This is a genomic window from Poseidonocella pacifica (assembly GCF_900111875.1).
GTDB classification, from domain to species: Bacteria; Pseudomonadota; Alphaproteobacteria; order Rhodobacterales; family Rhodobacteraceae; genus Poseidonocella; species Poseidonocella pacifica.
Genome location: NZ_FOJU01000001.1, coordinates 376150 through 393521, shown reverse-complemented (window position 1 = coordinate 393521; position 17372 = coordinate 376150). Strand labels below are relative to the sequence as shown.

At 60.7% G+C, this 17372-nt stretch carries 17 protein-coding genes; 5 read left to right on the top strand and 12 right to left on the bottom strand.

The genetic code is table 11. From position 1 onward, the window contains the following. Window positions 1-21: 21 nt before the first annotated feature. Complete coding sequence (locus BM234_RS01855; RefSeq protein ID WP_092060060.1) at window positions 22-1197, top strand: LysM peptidoglycan-binding domain-containing protein; 1176 nt, start codon at window positions 22-24, stop codon at window positions 1195-1197. A 32-nt stretch (window positions 1198-1229) separates the two neighbouring features. Here BM234_RS01855 and BM234_RS01850 read toward each other — a convergent pair whose 3' ends face one another. From BM234_RS01850 to BM234_RS01835, 4 genes are read right to left on the bottom strand one after another with little or no spacing between them, the layout of a single operon-like run. Further along, window positions 1230-2078, bottom strand: a complete 849-nt coding sequence (locus BM234_RS01850; protein ID WP_092061293.1) for an ATP-binding protein — start codon at window positions 2076-2078, stop codon at window positions 1230-1232. Continuing rightward, window positions 2068-2970 (bottom strand): twin-arginine translocase subunit TatC, encoded by a 903-nt coding sequence (gene tatC, locus BM234_RS01845; protein WP_092060058.1) that lies wholly within the window; start codon window positions 2968-2970, stop codon window positions 2068-2070. The genes BM234_RS01850 and tatC overlap by 11 nt, the downstream gene beginning before the upstream one ends. Next, window positions 2967-3377, bottom strand: coding sequence for a Sec-independent protein translocase protein TatB (tatB, locus tag BM234_RS01840; RefSeq protein ID WP_092060056.1), 411 nt, complete (start codon window positions 3375-3377; stop codon window positions 2967-2969). The genes tatC and tatB overlap by 4 nt, the downstream gene beginning before the upstream one ends. Window positions 3378-3383: 6 nt before the next feature. After that, entirely contained in the window at window positions 3384-3605 is a 222-nt protein-coding gene (locus BM234_RS01835; RefSeq protein ID WP_092060054.1) for a twin-arginine translocase TatA/TatE family subunit, read from the bottom strand. Window positions 3606-3791: 186 nt separating this feature from the next. Between BM234_RS01835 and BM234_RS01830 the strand changes: the two genes are divergently transcribed. Further along, a complete protein-coding gene (locus BM234_RS01830; protein ID WP_092060053.1) occupies window positions 3792-4466 on the top strand; it encodes a helix-turn-helix transcriptional regulator in 675 nt (224 codons plus the stop codon). Here the strand turns inward: BM234_RS01830 and BM234_RS01825 are convergent. The 5 genes from BM234_RS01825 to BM234_RS01805 all read right to left on the bottom strand — a co-directional run bounded on the left by BM234_RS01825 (window position 4449) and on the right by BM234_RS01805 (window position 10101). Next, window positions 4449-5486 carry a hypothetical protein gene (locus tag BM234_RS01825; RefSeq protein WP_092060051.1) on the bottom strand — a complete coding sequence of 346 codons (1038 nt, stop codon included), beginning with the start codon at window positions 5484-5486 and terminating at the stop codon, window positions 4449-4451. The two genes, BM234_RS01830 and BM234_RS01825, sit on opposite strands and share 18 nt — an antisense overlap. Before the next feature lie 60 nt (window positions 5487-5546). Then, entirely contained in the window at window positions 5547-6650 is a 1104-nt protein-coding gene (locus BM234_RS01820; protein WP_245752440.1) for an ABC transporter ATP-binding protein, read from the bottom strand. Window positions 6651-6697: 47 nt separating this feature from the next. Then, window positions 6698-8083, bottom strand: a complete 1386-nt coding sequence (locus BM234_RS01815) for an SLC5/6 family protein (RefSeq protein ID WP_092060049.1) — start codon at window positions 8081-8083, stop codon at window positions 6698-6700. 97 nt (window positions 8084-8180) lie between these two features. Then, complete coding sequence (locus BM234_RS01810) at window positions 8181-9320, bottom strand: DNA alkylation repair protein (RefSeq protein WP_092060047.1); 1140 nt, start codon at window positions 9318-9320, stop codon at window positions 8181-8183. Between the two features lies 1 nt (window position 9321). Beyond that, window positions 9322-10101, bottom strand: coding sequence for an SDR family oxidoreductase (locus BM234_RS01805; RefSeq protein WP_092060045.1), 780 nt, complete (start codon window positions 10099-10101; stop codon window positions 9322-9324). Between the two features lie 170 nt (window positions 10102-10271). Between BM234_RS01805 and BM234_RS01800 the strand changes: the two genes are divergently transcribed. From BM234_RS01800 to BM234_RS01790, 3 genes are all read left to right on the top strand, one after another. Beyond that, window positions 10272-11879, top strand: coding sequence for a peptide chain release factor 3 (locus BM234_RS01800; RefSeq protein ID WP_092060043.1), 1608 nt, complete (start codon window positions 10272-10274; stop codon window positions 11877-11879). Window positions 11880-11881: 2 nt separating this feature from the next. Then, a complete protein-coding gene (locus BM234_RS01795; RefSeq protein ID WP_092060041.1) occupies window positions 11882-12850 on the top strand; it encodes a glycosyltransferase family 2 protein in 969 nt (322 codons plus the stop codon). Window positions 12851-12949: 99 nt separating this feature from the next. Further along, window positions 12950-14395, top strand: coding sequence for a DEAD/DEAH box helicase (locus tag BM234_RS01790; protein WP_092060039.1), 1446 nt, complete (start codon window positions 12950-12952; stop codon window positions 14393-14395). Between the two features lie 71 nt (window positions 14396-14466). Here BM234_RS01790 and BM234_RS01785 read toward each other — a convergent pair whose 3' ends face one another. The 3 genes from BM234_RS01785 to BM234_RS01775 are packed head-to-tail and all read right to left on the bottom strand — an operon-like array spanning window position 14467 to window position 17369. Further along, window positions 14467-14892, bottom strand: coding sequence for an OsmC family protein (locus BM234_RS01785; protein ID WP_092060037.1), 426 nt, complete (start codon window positions 14890-14892; stop codon window positions 14467-14469). Window positions 14893-14934: 42 nt separating this feature from the next. Further along, on the bottom strand, window positions 14935-16599 hold the full coding sequence (locus tag BM234_RS01780; protein WP_092060035.1) for a ribonuclease J: 1665 nt from the start codon (window positions 16597-16599) through the stop codon (window positions 14935-14937). After that, a complete protein-coding gene (locus BM234_RS01775) occupies window positions 16596-17369 on the bottom strand; it encodes a type III pantothenate kinase (protein WP_092060033.1) in 774 nt (257 codons plus the stop codon). The genes BM234_RS01780 and BM234_RS01775 overlap by 4 nt, the downstream gene beginning before the upstream one ends. Window positions 17370-17372 lie beyond the last annotated feature (3 nt).

The following is a 17372-nucleotide window of genomic DNA, read 5'->3' as shown; positions in this document are numbered from 1 at the left end:
GGCGCATTTGAGGATATCGAAATGACCCCCAAAGTTCTGACGCACACGCCCTTGCGTATGACCATCGCTGTTTCGGCGCTGGCGCTGCTGGCGGCCTGTGAAGGACCGGTGGATTACGACATCCGCGACACGTTCGGCCGCACGCTCGACACCAGCGAGGCCGCGATCGGCGCCACCTCCCCGCGGCCCGAGCCGGATGATCGCGGCATCATATCCTATCCGACCTATCAGGTGGCCGTGGCCCGCAGAGGGGATACCTTGGGGGATCTGGCCCGGCGCGTGGGCGTCGATGCGGACGAGCTTGCTCGCTACAACGGCATTCAGACGGGCGACGCGCTGCGCGAAGGCGAACTCATCGCGCTCAACACTCGGGTAAGTGAACCCTCGCCCGCGACAGGCGCGACAACCGCAGGGCCGATCCGCCCCGCAAGCGACATTACCGCCATCGCCGGCCGCGCAATCGATCAGAGCGACAGCGTCCGCACCACACCGCTCGAGCCGGCCACCTCCACCACGACCGCCGCCCCGAGCGGAGCGGAGCCAACGCGCCACAAGGTTCAGCGCGGTGAAACAGCGTTTACGATCTCCCGCCTCTATGGCGTCTCTGTGCGTGCTCTTTCAGAATGGAACGGCCTCGACAGTAATTTCACCATCCGCGAGGGCCAATTCCTCTTGATTCCGGTTTCCGCCGGCAGCCCGCCGGTGCAACAGGCCGCCACGGCGACGACCGCCCCCGGCACGGGATCACCAACCCCGACACCGCCGAGCGCCTCCGCCCCCCTTCCCGAAGAAGACGTCGCGGCCCCAGCCCCATCCGCGCCCGCTGCGCCCGTGGCAACACCGTCCGGAGGACGCCTCGCCTACCCGGTACAGGGCAGCATCATCCGCGAATATGCCAAGGGCCGGAACGACGGGATCGATATTTCCGCCACTTCGGCCGCGCCGATCAAGGCCGCTGAAGCCGGGACCGTCGCGGCCATCACCCGCAATACCGAAAACATACCGATTGTCGTCATTCGGCACGCGGACGGGCTACTCACGGTCTATGCCAATGTGGGTGATCTCAACGTCGCCAAGGGTGATACCGTCTCTCGTGGACAACAGATCGCCAAGGCGCGCGCGGGCAGTGGTTCTTATGTGCACTTCGAAGTGCGCAACGGCTTCGACAGCGTCGATCCAGTTCCCTATCTCAACTGATCAAGCGGTGCCGGGATCTATCCGGCACCACCTTATGACTGAGAGAGTGAGACGCCACGCCGCCCGGCAAGGTCGGTGAAATACTGCCACGCGACGCGCCCGGACCGAGATCCCCGCGTCGCCTGCCATTCGATGGCCTCTGCCCGCAGCGTGTCGTCATCAATCTCGATGCCGTACTCTGCGCAATATCCCCGGATCATGGCCAGATATTCGTCCTGACTACAGGGGTGGAAGCCAAGCCAAAGCCCGAATCGATCCGAGAGGGAGACTTTCTCTTCGGTGGCCTCGGTGGGCGAGATCGCAGAGGCGCGCTCATTCTCGATCATATCCCGCGGCATGAGGTGACGGCGGTTGGAGGTGGCATAGAACACCACGTTTTCGGGGCGTCCCTCAATCCCGCCGTCAAGCACCGCCTTGAGCGACTTGTAATGCTGGTCGTCATGGCCGAACGAAAGATCGTCGCAAAAGAGCAAGACCTGCTGGTCGCTCTCGCGCAGAATGTTCAGCAAGCGCCCTACCGACGGCAAATCCTCGCGCTGCAGCTCCACGATCTTGAGCGGCAGCCCCTCGCCCACGATGGTGGCATGGACTGCTTTGACCAGCGAGCTTTTCCCCATGCCCCGCGCGCCCCAGAGCAGCGCATTGTTCGCGGGCAAGCCGCGGGCAAATTGCCGGGTGTTCTGGAGCAGGGTATCGCGGGAGCGGTCGATCCCAACGAGCAGGCCCACGTCGATCCGGTTGACGCGCCCCACCGGCACCAGCCGGTCGGGGTTCACGTGCCAGACAAATGCATCCGCTTCGGTCAGATCAGGGGCGGGCAGCGGCGCAGGGGCCATCCGTTCGAGTGCGGCGGCAATTCGGTCCTGCGGGTCATCTATCATCGTCATCGAATTCTTTCATCATCGGATCAGTCTCGGTCTCGGGCTCATCCTCGAACCACAGGCCCTGCGCGCGCAGATCGGCTTCGCGTTTCCGCTCGACACGGCGGACCAGAATGATCGAGATTTCATAGAGGCCATAGACCACGACAAAGAGGATCGCTTGGGTGATGACATCGGGGGGCGTGACAAGCGCCGCCAGCACGAGGATGCCCACCACCGCGTATTTACGCACGGCACCGAGCCCCTCGGCGGAGACCAGCCCCGCCTTGCCCATCAACGTCAGCAACACGGGCAACTGAAAGCACAGGCCAAAGGCCACGATGAATTTCACCGTAAGGTTCAAGTATTCTTGCGCCGACCCCTGAAAGACTACCGACAGCCCCGGTTGATTGGCCTCAGGCTGTGACGGAAGCGCCTGTCCCTCTGTCCCGAACTGCTGGAAGCCAAGGAAGAAGTCATAGGCCAGCGGCGTCACGACGTAAAAGGCAAATGCCGCGCCGAGGAAGAACATGAAGGGCGAGGCCACGAGGAACGGCAGGAAAGCGCCCTTTTCGGACTTGTAGAGCCCCGGCGCCACAAACCGCCACATCTGGTTCGCGATATAGGGAAAGGAGAGGATGAAGCCACCAAGGAGCGACACCTTGATCGCCACGAAGAACCCTTCCTGGGGCGAGATGAAGATCAAATCACAGTCCTGCCCCCGATCGGCCAGCACCTTGCAAAGCGGGTCGGTGAGGAAGTTGAACACCGGGGTGGCCACCGTGAAGCAGATTATCATGCCCACAACAAAGGCCGCCACCGAGTGGATCAGTCTGGTCCGAAGTTCCGCCAGATGTTCGATCAGAGGGGCGGAGGAATCCTCGATCTCGTCGGGTTCATTTCGCGCTGTCATGCATCACCTGCTGACTTGTCTTCGGGCGCGCTCGGCGCGGGATCGGTTTTGGGCGCAGGCGTAGGCGCAGGCCCCGCATCTGCCACCGGCGGTTTGGGCGCGGGTTTGGCGGACGCCCCCTTCCGCAGATCGGATTCCAGATTGGTCATGGAGCGCGCCGCGTCCTTGACCCCGTCCATCGCCGAGCCGATCGGATTTGTCGCGCTCTTGATGGTTTTCTGAATATCGCCCACGCCGGCCTGATCAGCGGCCTCGTTCATCGCACGGCTGAATTCGCGTGCCATGCCGCGGGCCCTGCCCACGAACTGGCCCATGTTGCGGAACAGCACCGGAAGGTCCTTTGGTCCCACAACAATCAGCGCGACCACGCCGACGACAAGCATCTCGGTCCAGCCCATACCGAACATTGGCGTTTATACCTTGTCTTTCTCGGTCTCGTCGACGGGGGTCACGTCTTTGGTATCCTCGGCGTTTGCATCGTCGATTTCCTTGCTGCCGTCGCTCACGCCGCGCTTGAAGGCAGTAATGCCCTTGCCGACTTCGCCCATCAGGCTGGAAATCTTGCCGCGACCGAATAGAACCAGCACCACCACGGCGATGAGAAGAAGGCCCGGAAGGCCGATGTTATTGAGCATGTGTCTCTCCTCGAAGCTCTTTGGCTGGACAGCGCCAGCCTGCGAGCACTGTGTCTAGGCCCCCTTTCCACCACGGAAAAGATGTAAACCGCGCATAGCGCGCCTTCGCGACATAATTTTTGTCAAGAAGTTGTCAGTTGCCAGATTTATGTCAGTATAGGGCGTCAAACTGCTTGGATTTTACCCATGGCCCGGACCGACCGCTTGCTATCGCTGATCGAAATTCTGCGCGACGGTCGATTGCACCGCGCCGAAGACCTCGGCGCGCGTCTGGGCGTATCGATCCGGACGATCTATCGCGATATGGAAACGCTCGCAGCGTCGGGCGTGCCTATCGAAGGTGAGCGAGGCTTGGGCTATACGGCGCAAGCGGCAATCACCCTCCCCCCTCTGAACCTGACGGAGGAGGAGATGGGCGCGCTGCACCTCGGGCTGGCGGTGGTGGCCCAAAGCGGTGATGAGGAGCTGCGCACGGCCGCAAAGGCGCTTGCGGCCAAGGTGGAGGCGGTTTTGCCCGAGGATCGCTCCACCACGGCGCTTGCCCAGTCTTTTGCCACCGGTGCCTTTGCCGCAGCAGCGCAGGCGTTTCGTCATATTCCGGCATTTCGCGCCGCGATCCGATCCCGGCAAAAGCTTCGCGCGCGGATGGAAGACGGTCGCGAAGAAACGATCCGCCCGCTGAAGATCGACTATTGGGGCCGCGTCTGGTCGGGTATTGCCTGGGGGGAGGAGACTGGCGACTTCCTGACCTTGCGGATCGACCGCATAGCGGGCCTCACCGTCCTGCCAGGCCTGTTCGTGGACGAGCCGGGCAAGAGGTTGGACGACTACACCGCCACCGCATCAGAGCGGCACGAATGATCCCGCGAACCCGGTGATGAGCGGAGCACCGGCAGCGAGAAGCGCCTGCAATGACTGCAGCTCGTTGACCGCAAGCCCCGCTTCCTTCTTCCAGGCTTCAAGGGCCGGTATCTTGGGGGGATCGCCCTCGCCATACAGCGCCTCCATCGCGAGCGCATCGATGCGGCGGGCCTGTATCAGTATGACCGGCCCGAAGCCGAGCACGATGAGCAGCGTATAGAACACGCCCGCATAGAGCAGCAGCCCGTTGATGACCTCGCGAAACGCGGCCCGGTGTGCCTCTTCGACCAGCGGAACCGGCCAGAGCATCCACGACATCGTCACGAACATGCCCGAAGACAGCAAGAGCCCCGCCATGTACAAAAACCGCCGGCTGGCGAGTTGTGCACGCCCAATCAGATAGGTCCGTTCCGCCAGCGAAGCATGACCCGTCGGCCGGGCGAGGCAAAGGATCATCCCAAGGACCAGCGCCGCGACCCCCGCCCCCGAAAGCGCATTGAGCATATCAAGCAGCACGCGAAAAAGCTGTACCCCCGGAACCGGCTCACACGGCCACAACCCAAAGAGTCTGTCGCCATCATCGCAGATCGGGACGGAACCCATTCCAAGAACCCGCTCCATCACACCATCCCCAAGCTGGTGATAGGATCGCCAGGCAGTCTCCGCAGCGCGATGGTGCGCAATGATACCTGACCAGATCGGTATCTGTACCAAGCCGAACACCGCGAGCGCCTTGATCCGGGTGCCGCGCGTCAATCGTCCGCAAAGCTCTATGGCAAAGAAAGAAAGGCTCACCAAAACGATCACCGCCATGAAGAGGCAGCCCGCCAAAAACCTGTTCCGACCCGCAGCTTCCAGATAATGCAAGTCGGCGCGCAGGATCGACGCATCGACGGGGAGCAAGGGCACTCCGATGTCCTGTACGATCCGCTCGTTCAACAAGAACAGCAACAGGGGACCGGCCATGATCGCAAAATGGATCAGCCCGACAGACCGCCTATGCCCTCCTATACGCTCCACACTCTTCTCCCGTACCACGAACTGACGCAGCGTAAGACGCCTGAGCAACGTCGCGCAAGCTCAGGCGTTGAAGATGAAGCAGCGATCCCGAGGAATGGTGAGCCAGAGCGGCTGGCCCGGCTGGGGCAGGAATATGTTGGGAACAGTGACCCTGAAGATCCCGCCGTCGTGATCCATGGCAAACTCCACGAGGCTTTCGGAGCCCATGAAACGCGCCCGCGTGACGACCCCGCGCGCCGCGGTACCATGTTCGATCGTCGGATTGGGCCCCCGGCCCCCGCGATCGAAATCTACACGCACATGCTGCGGCCGGATGACGATCTCCACGTGATCACCGTCCGCATGTCCGGGGCAAAAGAACGGGCCAAAGGGCGTCGGCGCGATCGCACCCTGCACTCTGGCGCGAATGATGTTGATATCGCTGAAGAACGCGACGGCTGCCTTGTCTACAGGGGATTTGTAGATGTTGTAGGGCGCTCCCTGCTGCACGATCCTGCCCCCGCGCATCAGGGCAATCTCATCGGCCATGCGCATCGCCTCTTCCGGCTCGTGGGTCACAAGAAGAACGGCGGTATCCTCGGCCTTTAGAATCTCCAGCGTCTCATCGCGAATCCCGTCCCGCAGACGATTGTCGAGACCGGAGAACGGCTCATCCATGAGCATGATCCGCGGCCGTGGCGCCAGTGCGCGCGCAAGCGCCACGCGCTGCTGCTCACCGCCGGACAACTCATGCGGATAGGCGTCGATCTTGTCGGACAACCCCACTTTTTCGAGGAGTTCCCCCACCCTGCGGCGCGGATCGACCTTCAGCCCCTTGAGGCCAAAGGCAACGTTGGCCGCCACGCTCAGATGCGGGAACAATGCGAAATCCTGAAACATCAGGCCAATCCGGCGGCGTTCCGGCGGAATGCGAAAGATCGTGTCACAGATGACCTGACCATCAACGAGGATCTCGCCCCCGTCCTGCATTTCCACGCCCGCAATCATTCGCAACGTCGTGGATTTGCCGCATCCCGACGGCCCCAAAAGGCATGTGACCTGCCCCGGCATGACCTTTAGGGAGACGTTTTCCACCACTCGCCGTCCTTCGAAACTGCGACACAGGTCGCGGGTTTCGAGCCGGGGCACGTCTTTACTGGAAAACGGGGCGGTCTGTTGCTGCACGGGCGTCTCGCGTAATCCGAGTGATTGTATCGGATTATGGCGATGTATCAGCGCGGCCAAGGTCCCGCAAGCCTGCCACGGGACAGGCCGATAACAGAGACAAATCCCAGAGCCAGAACGCAAAGACAGATCACGAGCAGCTGCACATATTTGTGCCCTTCGGGAAGCAGTAATGCCGCAGGGGCCCAGTCTCGCGCGAAATAGACCGACGCGCCCAGAACCGCGCTCAGGAAGGCCCCGAGATACCCCGCCAAGGAAACGCGCCGCCCCCGAACCAACCCTTGGTACAACACCGGCGTCAGGAACATGCTCGCCGTGCCAGAGACCGCGACAGCATCGAAAAGCGACGGCGCGCCCCAAAGGGTCAACGCTGTTCCCGCGACCATGAACAGGATCATGCTGAGGCGGCCCCCCGCGAGGGTTCGCGGGGCGAGGCGCAACTCTTCGACGGTCAACCGCGCTGCCGAGGACAGGGCCGAGTCGAGCGTGGAAAGGGCGCTGACAAGAAGTGAAAGCATGAGCGCCGCGAAGATCCATGGCGGAAACATCACGGCCCACGTGCCCAAGAGTTCGCCCTCATAGGTCGCGCCCTGCAGCCCGGCGTGGATGCCAAACAGCCCGAATGCCAGAATGCAGAGGGTGGAAATCCAGAATGCATGGAGGAACGCACGGCGCGTCGTAGCACCGTCCGCAAGAAACCCGCGGTCCATCATCACAGGATCATGGGCGGGATAGGAAAAGACCTGCAACAGCGCGACCACAAGCAGAACCCAGCCATTCGCGGACCCCGACACACCCGGCGCAGTGAGGACAGCCCCAAGATCAAAGTCCGGGCTGATCAAGAGCGCACAAAACGCTACGCCGAACACGATTATGAACAGCGACATCTGCATCACGTCCGTCCGAAGCGCCGCCGACAGCCCGCCCCAAGCGGAATAGGCAAGCGCCAGAACCGCCACCGCGACAATTGCCCCCTCGCGGGCATGCGGCAATGCGGGAAGAAGCGCGCCGAAGATCAGCCCCACCACGAGCAAGTTCGCAAACACCTCTGACAGCAGTCGCATGGCGATGACGCCGTTATAGCTCGCCGCCCCGACGCGCCCGAATCGTGCATGTAGCCAGCCCTGCACCGAGCGCGCGCCGTCCCTGCGCAGCCGCGCGACGATAAACCCGCCCGTGAGAAATGACCCGTAATAGGCGGCATAGGCCAAAGTGCCCGCGATGCCGTAGTAATACCCCAGAATGGCGGCGTTCATCAAAGACCGCGCGAAAATCCACGTGGTGATCTGACTGAGGATGAGTGTCCCAAGACCGGGGGGCAGGCCTGCGTCCGTTGTACCGCCGAAGAACCCCGAGACGCTGGCCCGGCGGGGAGCCGCGGCAAAACTGATCAGGATGATCAGCCCAAGGGCAACTGAAAGGTTGATTGCCATTGCGGGCTCCTCCAACCATTTGGAATGGGGGTAGAGAGGTACCGGGATCGGGCCAAGAGTGCTGAGCGGTCTCTGACGCTCTTGTGAAAGTGGCGTGTCAGTCCTGAAACTCGACCACACCCGCGGCGCGATCCGTTCCGTTGACCTGAATGGTGATCCGATGCGGCCCAGGATGCAGGCGGAATGTTGTCGCATCGCCCTTGAGACGATGGCGCTTTTCCATCCGGAGCACCTCTCCGGCGCGAAGTCGCGCCTCCTTCATCTTAAAGACCTTCTCCCCCGCCCGACCGTTTGGGCGATGAAACGAGATCCTGTAGTCAACAAGGACGGGCAGGTCTTCTGGGGATGTCAGATCAAGAGCCAGCAACAGGGCCTCTCCGATGCGAGCAGAGGTCGGCAGGTGGAGCATGACATCAACTTCTGCGTCCGCCCTGTACCCAAGCATGGCGAGTGCGTCAGGCTCCCCCCGCCGGACCGCAGTCCGCAAGGCATGGCGGGTCATCCAATCAAGTTCCCGCCCCTCCTGCAGCCCTGCACCACGCCATTGCGCGAGATGCGCCAGCACCTCTTCGGGCAGGGTTTTCGACAGATCGTTGAGATGATTGGCAACCGATCGCGTCACATACCGCGTCGGATCCGCGTGCAGGCGATCAAGCAACGGCAGCGGCAGGCGTGGATCAGTCGTGAGCCCCTTTGCCCAAGGCAGTTTGGGCCGGGTCCCCTCAGACACCAACCGCCGAACATGGTAATTCTCATCCTCCGCCCAGAGCGTCAGGCGAGAGAGGGTTTCGGCCGGCCAGCGATTGAGGAAAGGCCGGATGTAGAATTCCATCGAGAAGCGCTGCGTCGCGGAATGCAGAAGGTCCAAAGCGCGCTCTCGGTGCTCTTCAAGCCCGCGCCGCACGGCAAGTATCCCCGGAACCGCATGAACGAAGCGCCCGAAATCATCGTCAGTGCGTGCAGAATCGAGCGGGGGCGGCATGGCAGCTTCGAGAGCCTCCGCCAGCGCCGGGAATCCCTTGGGGAGTTGCCGCTCTATTGCATCCGCGATCCACTCAAGCCGCTCAAGAAGCCCCCGCTCCGCTAGACCGGGAACAACCTCCGCGAGGAAACGATCTGCATCGAAATTTGGCAAAACGGAGTATTCCGCGGCCAATTCCGCAAGGCTGACCTCGTTGAAAAGGTGATCCTTGAGGGAAAACCCGGCTGATCCCCCCTCACCTTTCCCCCGTGCCATTTCAGAGCGTCGCCGAGATAGCGCCGCCGTCGAGCAAGAGGTTTTGCCCGACAATAAATCCCGCGTGGGTCGAGCAAAGATAAGCACACGCCCGGCCGAACTCTGCCGGAGTGCCGTATCGCCGCGCGGGTATGGTGGCTTCACGCCGGGTGCGTGCCTCTTGCACACTGATGCCAGCCTCCGCCGCAGCCGCTGCATCCAGCGCATCTGCCCGCGCGGTATCGTGGATACCGGGCAGAAGGTTGTTGATCGTGACGCCATGAGGAGCGACTTGACGCGCGGTTCCGGCAACAAACCCGGTAAGACCCGTTCGGGCGGCATTCGACAATCCGAGTTGCGGAATGGGCGCTTTGACGCTCTGAGACGTTATATTGACGACCCGCCCCCAGTTCTGGCCCATCATCCGTGGCAAAAGCGACTGCATCAAAGCGATTGGTGTCAGCATATTTGCATCAATCGCGCCTATGAAATCCTCCCTGTACCAGTCTGACCAGTGCCCCGGAGGCGGCCCGCCCGCGTTTGTCACAAGTATGTCGACATCGCTTGCCACCTCTAGCGTCTCGGCCCTGCCACCCTCGGTGGTGATATCTGCCGCGACTGTCGCCACATCGACACCATAGGTCACACGAAGTTCCTCTGCGGTCTGCAAAAGCGTCTCTTCGCCTCGCGCATTCAACACAAGATTCACCCCGGCTTCGGCCAGTGCTTCGGCGCAACCACGCCCCAACCCTTTCGATGCGGCGCACACCAGCGCGCGCTTTCCCCTGATACCCAGATCCATACCGCCCCCATTGAGAAACCTTGCGCAACATTGCCGCGACAACCCGCCCATTACAATCCTGAGAGGAAAGCGAGGGCGGCGCGACGCAAGCCTAAACATCACCGGTTTCCGGGCGTCGTTCCTGCACGCCGTGCTTGCGCCCGCCACCAGCGCTGCCCTATATCCCGCCCATGCTCGACATCACGCAAAATCGCCCCGACCTGCCCCCTGAAATCGCCCGCCGCCGGACCTTTGCGATCATCTCGCATCCGGATGCCGGGAAGACCACGTTGACGGAGAAGTTCCTGCTCTTCGGCGGGGCGATCCAGATGGCGGGTCAAGTGCGTGCCAAAGGCGAAGCGCGGCGAACCCGCTCGGACTTCATGCAGATGGAAAAGGACAGGGGCATATCCGTGTCGGCCTCGGCCATGTCCTTTGACTATAAGAACTTTCGGTTCAACCTCGTCGACACCCCCGGTCACTCGGATTTCTCAGAGGACACGTATAGAACGCTGACTGCGGTTGATGCCGCAATCATGGTGATCGATGGGGCGAAAGGTGTCGAAAGCCAGACGCGCAAACTGTTTGAGGTTTGCCGCCTGCGTGACCTGCCCATTTTGACATTCTGCAACAAGATGGACCGCGAAAGTCGCGATACCTTCGAGATTATCGACGAAATCCAAGAGAATCTGGCGATCGACGTGACCCCGGCAAGTTGGCCGATCGGTGTCGGACAGGATTTCATCGGGTGCTACGACATCCTTCGTGATCGGCTGGAACTTGTCGACCGAAAGGATCGCAATCGCGTAGCCGACTCCATTGAAATCAATGGTCTCGACGATCCCAAACTGGCAGAGCACGTCCCCGCGGCACTACTCGAGACTTTGATCGAAGAAGTGGAAATGGCGAAGGAGTTGCTCCCTAAACTTGATCCGCAATCGGTGCTTGAGGGACACATGACACCGATCTGGTTCGGATCGGCCATCAATTCTTTCGGGGTGCGTGAGCTTATGGACGGGATCGCGGCCTATGGACCTGAGCCACAGCCACAACGCGCATTGCCGCGGCAAATTTCCCCTGACGAACCAAAGGTTTCCGGCTTTGTCTTCAAAGTTCAGGCGAACATGGACCCCAAGCACCGGGACCGGGTAGCCTTTCTGCGTCTTGCATCAGGGCACTTTCACCGCGGGATGAAACTGACCCATGTGCGCAGCAAAAAGCCGATGACCATTTCAGCCCCGGTGTTGTTCCTCGCCTCAGACCGAGAGCTTGCCGAAGAAGCTTGGGCGGGCGATATTATCGGTATTCCGAACCACGGTCAGCTGCGCATCGGTGACACATTGACCGAAGGTGAGAACTTGCGTGTCGCAGGGATTCCATCTTTCGCGCCGGAATTGCTTCAATCGTGCCGTGCCGGCGATCCGATGAAGGCCAAACACCTTGAAAAGGCACTGATGCAGTTTGCCGAAGAAGGCGCCGCAAAAGTCTTCAAACCCACCTTCGGATCGGGCTTTATCGTCGGCGTCGTCGGTGCACTGCAATTCGAGGTGTTGGCCAGCCGGATCGAGCTTGAATACGGCCTTCCGGTTCGTTTTGAGGGAAGCCAGTTCACGTCGGCCCGTTGGGTGTCTGGAGACAAGGCCGCGGTCGAGAAATTCACCGCCGTCAACAAACAGCATATCGCGCGCGATCATGACGGCGACATCGTCTATCTGACGCGTCTTCAGTGGGATATCGACAGGGTAGAGCGGGACTATCCAGACATCACACTGACCGCCACGAAGGAAATGATGGCCTGATCATGGGGGCGCGGTGGGGCATCGTCGCCACAATCAAGGCGAGTCCCCTGCGCACCCTTGAGTTTGCAGCTCACCACCTAGAGATGGGGGCCGCTCGGCTTCACCTCTTTCTTGATGCGGACAATGCCGCTGAGCCAGCCCTGGCCGCTCATCCCGACATCACGGTAATCCGGACAGATGCCGCCTATTGGAGGATGCGCCGCCCGCGCGAGACCCACAGACGACCGCCGGACCATCAAAGTCGACAATTTGCCAATGCAAAATGGGCCTATATGCATACCGATCTGGATTGGATCGCGCATATCGACGTTGATGAATTCCTTTGGTCCGACACAGACCTTGGGGCCGAACTCGCGGTTTTGCCGGTGGAGTGTCACTGCGCCCGTATCCACCCGCTTGAATACCTCACGCCCCTCTCATCCGGGCCCGCTTCGTTCAAGTCTTGTGCGACCGCATGGATGCAGCGACTGCAGGAAACTCGCGAGATTTACCCCACTTACGGTCAGCATCTGAACGGCGGTTTTCTCTCACATGTCGCGGGCAAGCTTTTCGTGCGCTGCGGTCTGCCCGACATGAAAATCCAGATCCACAACGTCACTGAGAACGGCCTCACCAACCCGGGAGAGCGCGTCCTAGTGGACGCTGCCCTGTTGCATTTCCACGCGCGATCTTTCCGGCATTGGTCAAGGCACCTGAACTACCGCCTAGCGAAAGGAAGCTATCGGGCAACGCTTGCCCCGCCGGTTCAACCCGCGGGCGCGCCCGTTTCGGTGCCCGGTGCGCTGAATTTGCACTCGCTATTCACTGATCTGAGCACGCAGCCCGGTGGGCTTGAACACTTCTATCGTGAAGTCTCAACGGCCACTCCCGCGCTTCTGTCACGGCTCGAAAGCTTCGGGCATTTGCGACGGTACGATATCAAACCTGCCGACGCGCGCCGTAAGTTGTTCGGAAAGCTCCCTGATCATTGACCCGGACGCCCCTTTGGGCTAAACGGCCTCAGGTCGTGGCCACGCGGGCCGCACCACGTGACGTACGGGCCAGGATGTGTCCGTAAAATCCGGACACACATGACAAAATTTTCTGATCTGAATCTCAACCCAAAAGTTCTGCAAGCCGTCGTCGACGCAGGCTATGAAACGCCAACGCCAATTCAGGCCGGTGCCATCCCACATGCGCTTCAAGGGCGCGATGTTCTTGGTATTGCCCAGACCGGCACGGGCAAGACGGCCAGCTTCACGCTGCCGATGATTTCGCTTTTGGCGAATGGTCGGGCGCGCGCGCGGATGCCGCGGAGCCTCGTGCTTTGCCCCACGCGGGAGTTGGCAGCGCAGGTAGCCGAAAACTTCGACACCTACACCAAACACCTGAAGCTGACGAAGGCTCTTTTGATCGGCGGTGTCTCCTTCAAGGAACAAGAGCAGCTGATTGACCGCGGCGTAGATGTGCTCATTGCTACACCGGGCCGCCTGCTTGATCATTTCGAGCGGGGCAAACTGCTTCTTACGGGCGTACAAATTATGGTCGTCGACGAAGCCGACAGGATGCTCGACATGGGATTCATCCCTGATATCGAACGCATCTTCTCCCTGACGCCATTTACGCGCCAAACTCTCTTCTTCTCGGCCACCATGGCCCCGGAGATCGAGCGCATCACCAACACTTTCCTGTCGTCCCCCGAACGGATCGAAGTTGCGCGGCAAGCAACTGCCTCCGAGACGATCGAGCAAGGCGTCGTGATGTTCAAAGCGAGCCGGAAGGATCGCGAGGGATCGGAAAAGCGTTCTGTTTTGCGGGCGTTGATCGACGCCGAAGGGGACCGCTGCACCAACGCCATCATCTTCTGCAACCGCAAGACGGATGTAGATATCGTCGCAAAATCGCTCAAGAAATATGGTTACGACGCGGCCCCGATCCACGGCGATCTGGATCAGAGTCAGCGGACCCGCACACTGGATGGCTTCAGAGAAGGAACCTTGCGGTTCCTCGTCGCTTCGGATGTCGCCGCGCGCGGTCTCGATGTTCCCGCCGTGAGCCATGTGTTCAATTTCGATGTGCCAAGCCACGCCGAAGACTATGTGCACCGGATTGGCCGTACGGGCCGCGCCGGGCGCGATGGACGGGCAATCATGATCTGTACGCCGCGGGACGAAAAGAATTTTGACGCGGTAGAGCGTTTGATGCAAAGGGAAATCCCCCGGTTGGAAAATCCGCTCAAGCCGGCCTCTGCCCCTGCTCCGGAAGCTGCACCCACCGATACAGTCGAAGAAGCACCGCGCAAGAGAAGCCGCCGTCGCAGCCCTGCCAAGACTGAGGAAGCGACGACCACCCCACCGGTGACGACGGAGGCAGCCCCTGCCCCCAAAGCTCCCGCTCCCAAGGCCGAAGCAGCCCCGAAAGAGGCACGCTCGAACCGCGGTGGATCACGTCGCTCGGACGACAACCGCGTTGTGGGAATGGGGGATCACCTGCCCAGCTTCATCGCGCTGAGCTTTGACGAACGCCGCGCATCTTGATTCTAAAACTCTTCGCTAAAACGAAAAACGGGGGCATTCGCCCCCGTTTTTTTGTCATATGGAAACTCGGCTCAAGCCAGCTTGGCATCCATGGTGATTTCGGCTGTCAGCAGCTTTGAAATCGGGCAATTCGCCTTGGCAGCTTCGGTCGCCTTTTTGAATGCCTCCTCATCCGCATTCGGAATGCGCGCGGTGACATCGAGATGCACCTTCGTCACGGCAAAGCCACCGTCCTTTTGCTCAAGCGAGACCGTCGCGGTCGTCGCGATCTCATCGGCGACAAGGTCGCTCTCGCCAAGGATCATCGAGAGAGCCATGGAAAAACAGCTCGCATGAGCCGCGCCGATCAGCTCTTCAGGATTTGAGCCGGGCTCTCCCTCGAACCGCTTGTTGAAGCCGTATTGAACGCCATCGAGCACACCCGACTCCGTCGAGATGGTACCTGTGCCGTCCTTAAGGCCGCCGGACCATTTTGCAGAACCTGATTTCTTGATCATGTCGATCTCCCTTCGTTAGTTTTCATTACCGCTGTACCTAACTCAGATGAGGCGGCTGACCACCACCACAACCTCGGGTTTCTTGCCGATTTCATCAAGGCAAGTCTGCCGCACGATACGCCGCATGGAATCCTCTATGCGGTCATCATCGGACAGGGTCTTGGCTTCGGCACGAGCGAGGAACTGGTTGAGATCTGCCTCCAGAACCTCAACGAGCGGAGCATTGGAACGGCCGGTCGTAGGCACACCGCGCAATTCACACCAAGGCTCACCGATCGGCTCATTGTCCTCATCGACGATGACGGTAACGATGACTTGCCCGTTGAGCGCCATGCGGATCCTGTCGCGTACGATCCCATCGAGAGCACCCACTTGGACCGACCCGTCAAGGTAGGTGCGGCCCGTCTCGATGTGATCCACGATCAAGGGAGCGTCCCCCCCGATGTCGAGCATGGTCCCGTTGACCGCGACGATCCCGCGCTTGCCACTCTCGCTCGCCAAACGGGCATGTTCACGCAGATGCCGATGTTCGCCATGCATGGGTACAACTATCTTTGGCGAAACCAGCCGGTGCATTTCCAACAGGTCCGGCCGGTTAGCATGGCCGGAGACGTGGTAGCGCCCAGAGTCGTCATCAACGATATCAACCCCGATTTCGGAGAACTGGTTCATGATCCGGATCACGCCGCGTTCGTTTCCGGGGATGGTCTTGGATGAGAAAAGAAACGTATCCCCTTCCCGAAGCTCGATCCCCCGGTACTTGCCTTGGGCAAGTTGCGCGGATGCGGCGCGCCGTTCGCCTTGGCTGCCAGTGACAAGAAGCATCACATTGTCCCGGGGCATATCAAGCGCCTCCTCAGCGCTGATCACCTTGGGAAAACTCGACAGTACGCCCGTCGACACAGCAGCTTCGATCATCCTGCGCATCGCACGGCCGAGGAGACAGATGGATCGGCCAGCACGTTCGCCCGCCTCGGCAAGGGTTCTGACCCGCGCCACGTTCGACGCAAAGGTTGTCGCGACAAACATCCCGGTCGAGGAAGCAACAAGTTTTTCGATCTCCGGTCCAACCGTGGATTCAGAACGGCCCGCATGTTCCGAAAAGACATTCGTCGAATCGCAGACAAGGGCCTGAACCCCCTCTCCGGCAATCTCCTCGAACATGGCATGATCGAACGGCTCTCCCACGACCGGCGCGGTATCGACCTTGAAGTCGCCGGTATGCAGAACCCGGCCCGCCGGCGTATCGATCACCAGCGCGGAGCTTTCGGGGATCGAGTGAGAGATCGGCGCGAACCCAACCGTGAAAGGTCCCGCTTCGGTACGTTCGGGCCATGCGCTTACCGTGCGAACGGTGCCGTCAGGCAGCCCCTTTTCCTCCATCTTGAGGCGCGCGATATGCGCCGTGAAGGCCCGGGCATAGACCGGCGCACCGAGTTGCTCCCAGAAATGCGCCACAGCGCCGACGTGGTCCTCATGGGCGTGGGTGACAAAGATGGCTTCCAGCCGATCCTTGCGTTCCTTCAGCCAAGTCATGTCCGGGAAGATGAGATTCACACCGGGCGTGCCGTCCATATCGGGGAACGTAACCCCCAGGTCGACGAGGATGAGCCGTTCCTTGCCCGGGGCACCATAGCCATAGACATAGGCATTCATCCCAATTTCCCCGGCGCCGCCGAGCGGTAGATAGATCAAACGGTCGGTCATTTCCGCCCCCTGTTAAAAGCATTGATCACGGTCAGCCCGTGCATTGTCAGATCGTCTTGATAGACGTCAAAAAGGGAGGCTCCCTGCTCAAAGAGCGGCGCAAGTCCCCCGGTCGCGACGATTTTCATAGGGCGGTCGCGCTCAGCCCTTATTCGTGTGCAAATTTCGCGGACAAGGCCCACGTAGCCCCAGAAGACGCCGGACTGCATGCAGGCGACCGTATTGGTCCCCACAACAGTCGCGGGCATCGTGACGTCGACGTGCGGCAGGGCCGCTGCGGCCTCGTGGAGGGCTTGAAGACTGAGATTGACGCCCGGTGCGATCACACCGCCAACATAGGCGCCGTCCACATCAACGACATCAAAGGTCGTCGCCGTGCCGAAATCCACGATGATGAGATCGCCGCCATGACGGTCATAGCCGGCCACTGTATTCACGAGTCGGTCGGGCCCGACATTCGTGCCCGCATCGACGCGGACGTCGACCGGCAACGCGCAATCTGGCTTTCCCACCACAAGCGGCCGGGTGTTGAAATAGCGGTCGGCAAGGACGCGCAGGTTGAACACGACACGCGGCACTGTTGCCGAGACGATCACCTCGGTGATATCCGCGTCGATCTTTTGAATTTCCATGAGCGTCGAAAGCCAGACGTAATATTGGTCGGCGGTACGCTGATGCTCGGTTGATGCCCGCCACGTCGCGAGAAAGTGCGAGCCATCCCAGATAGAGAAAACCGTATTCGTGTTGCCCACATCTATGGCGAGAAGCATGCT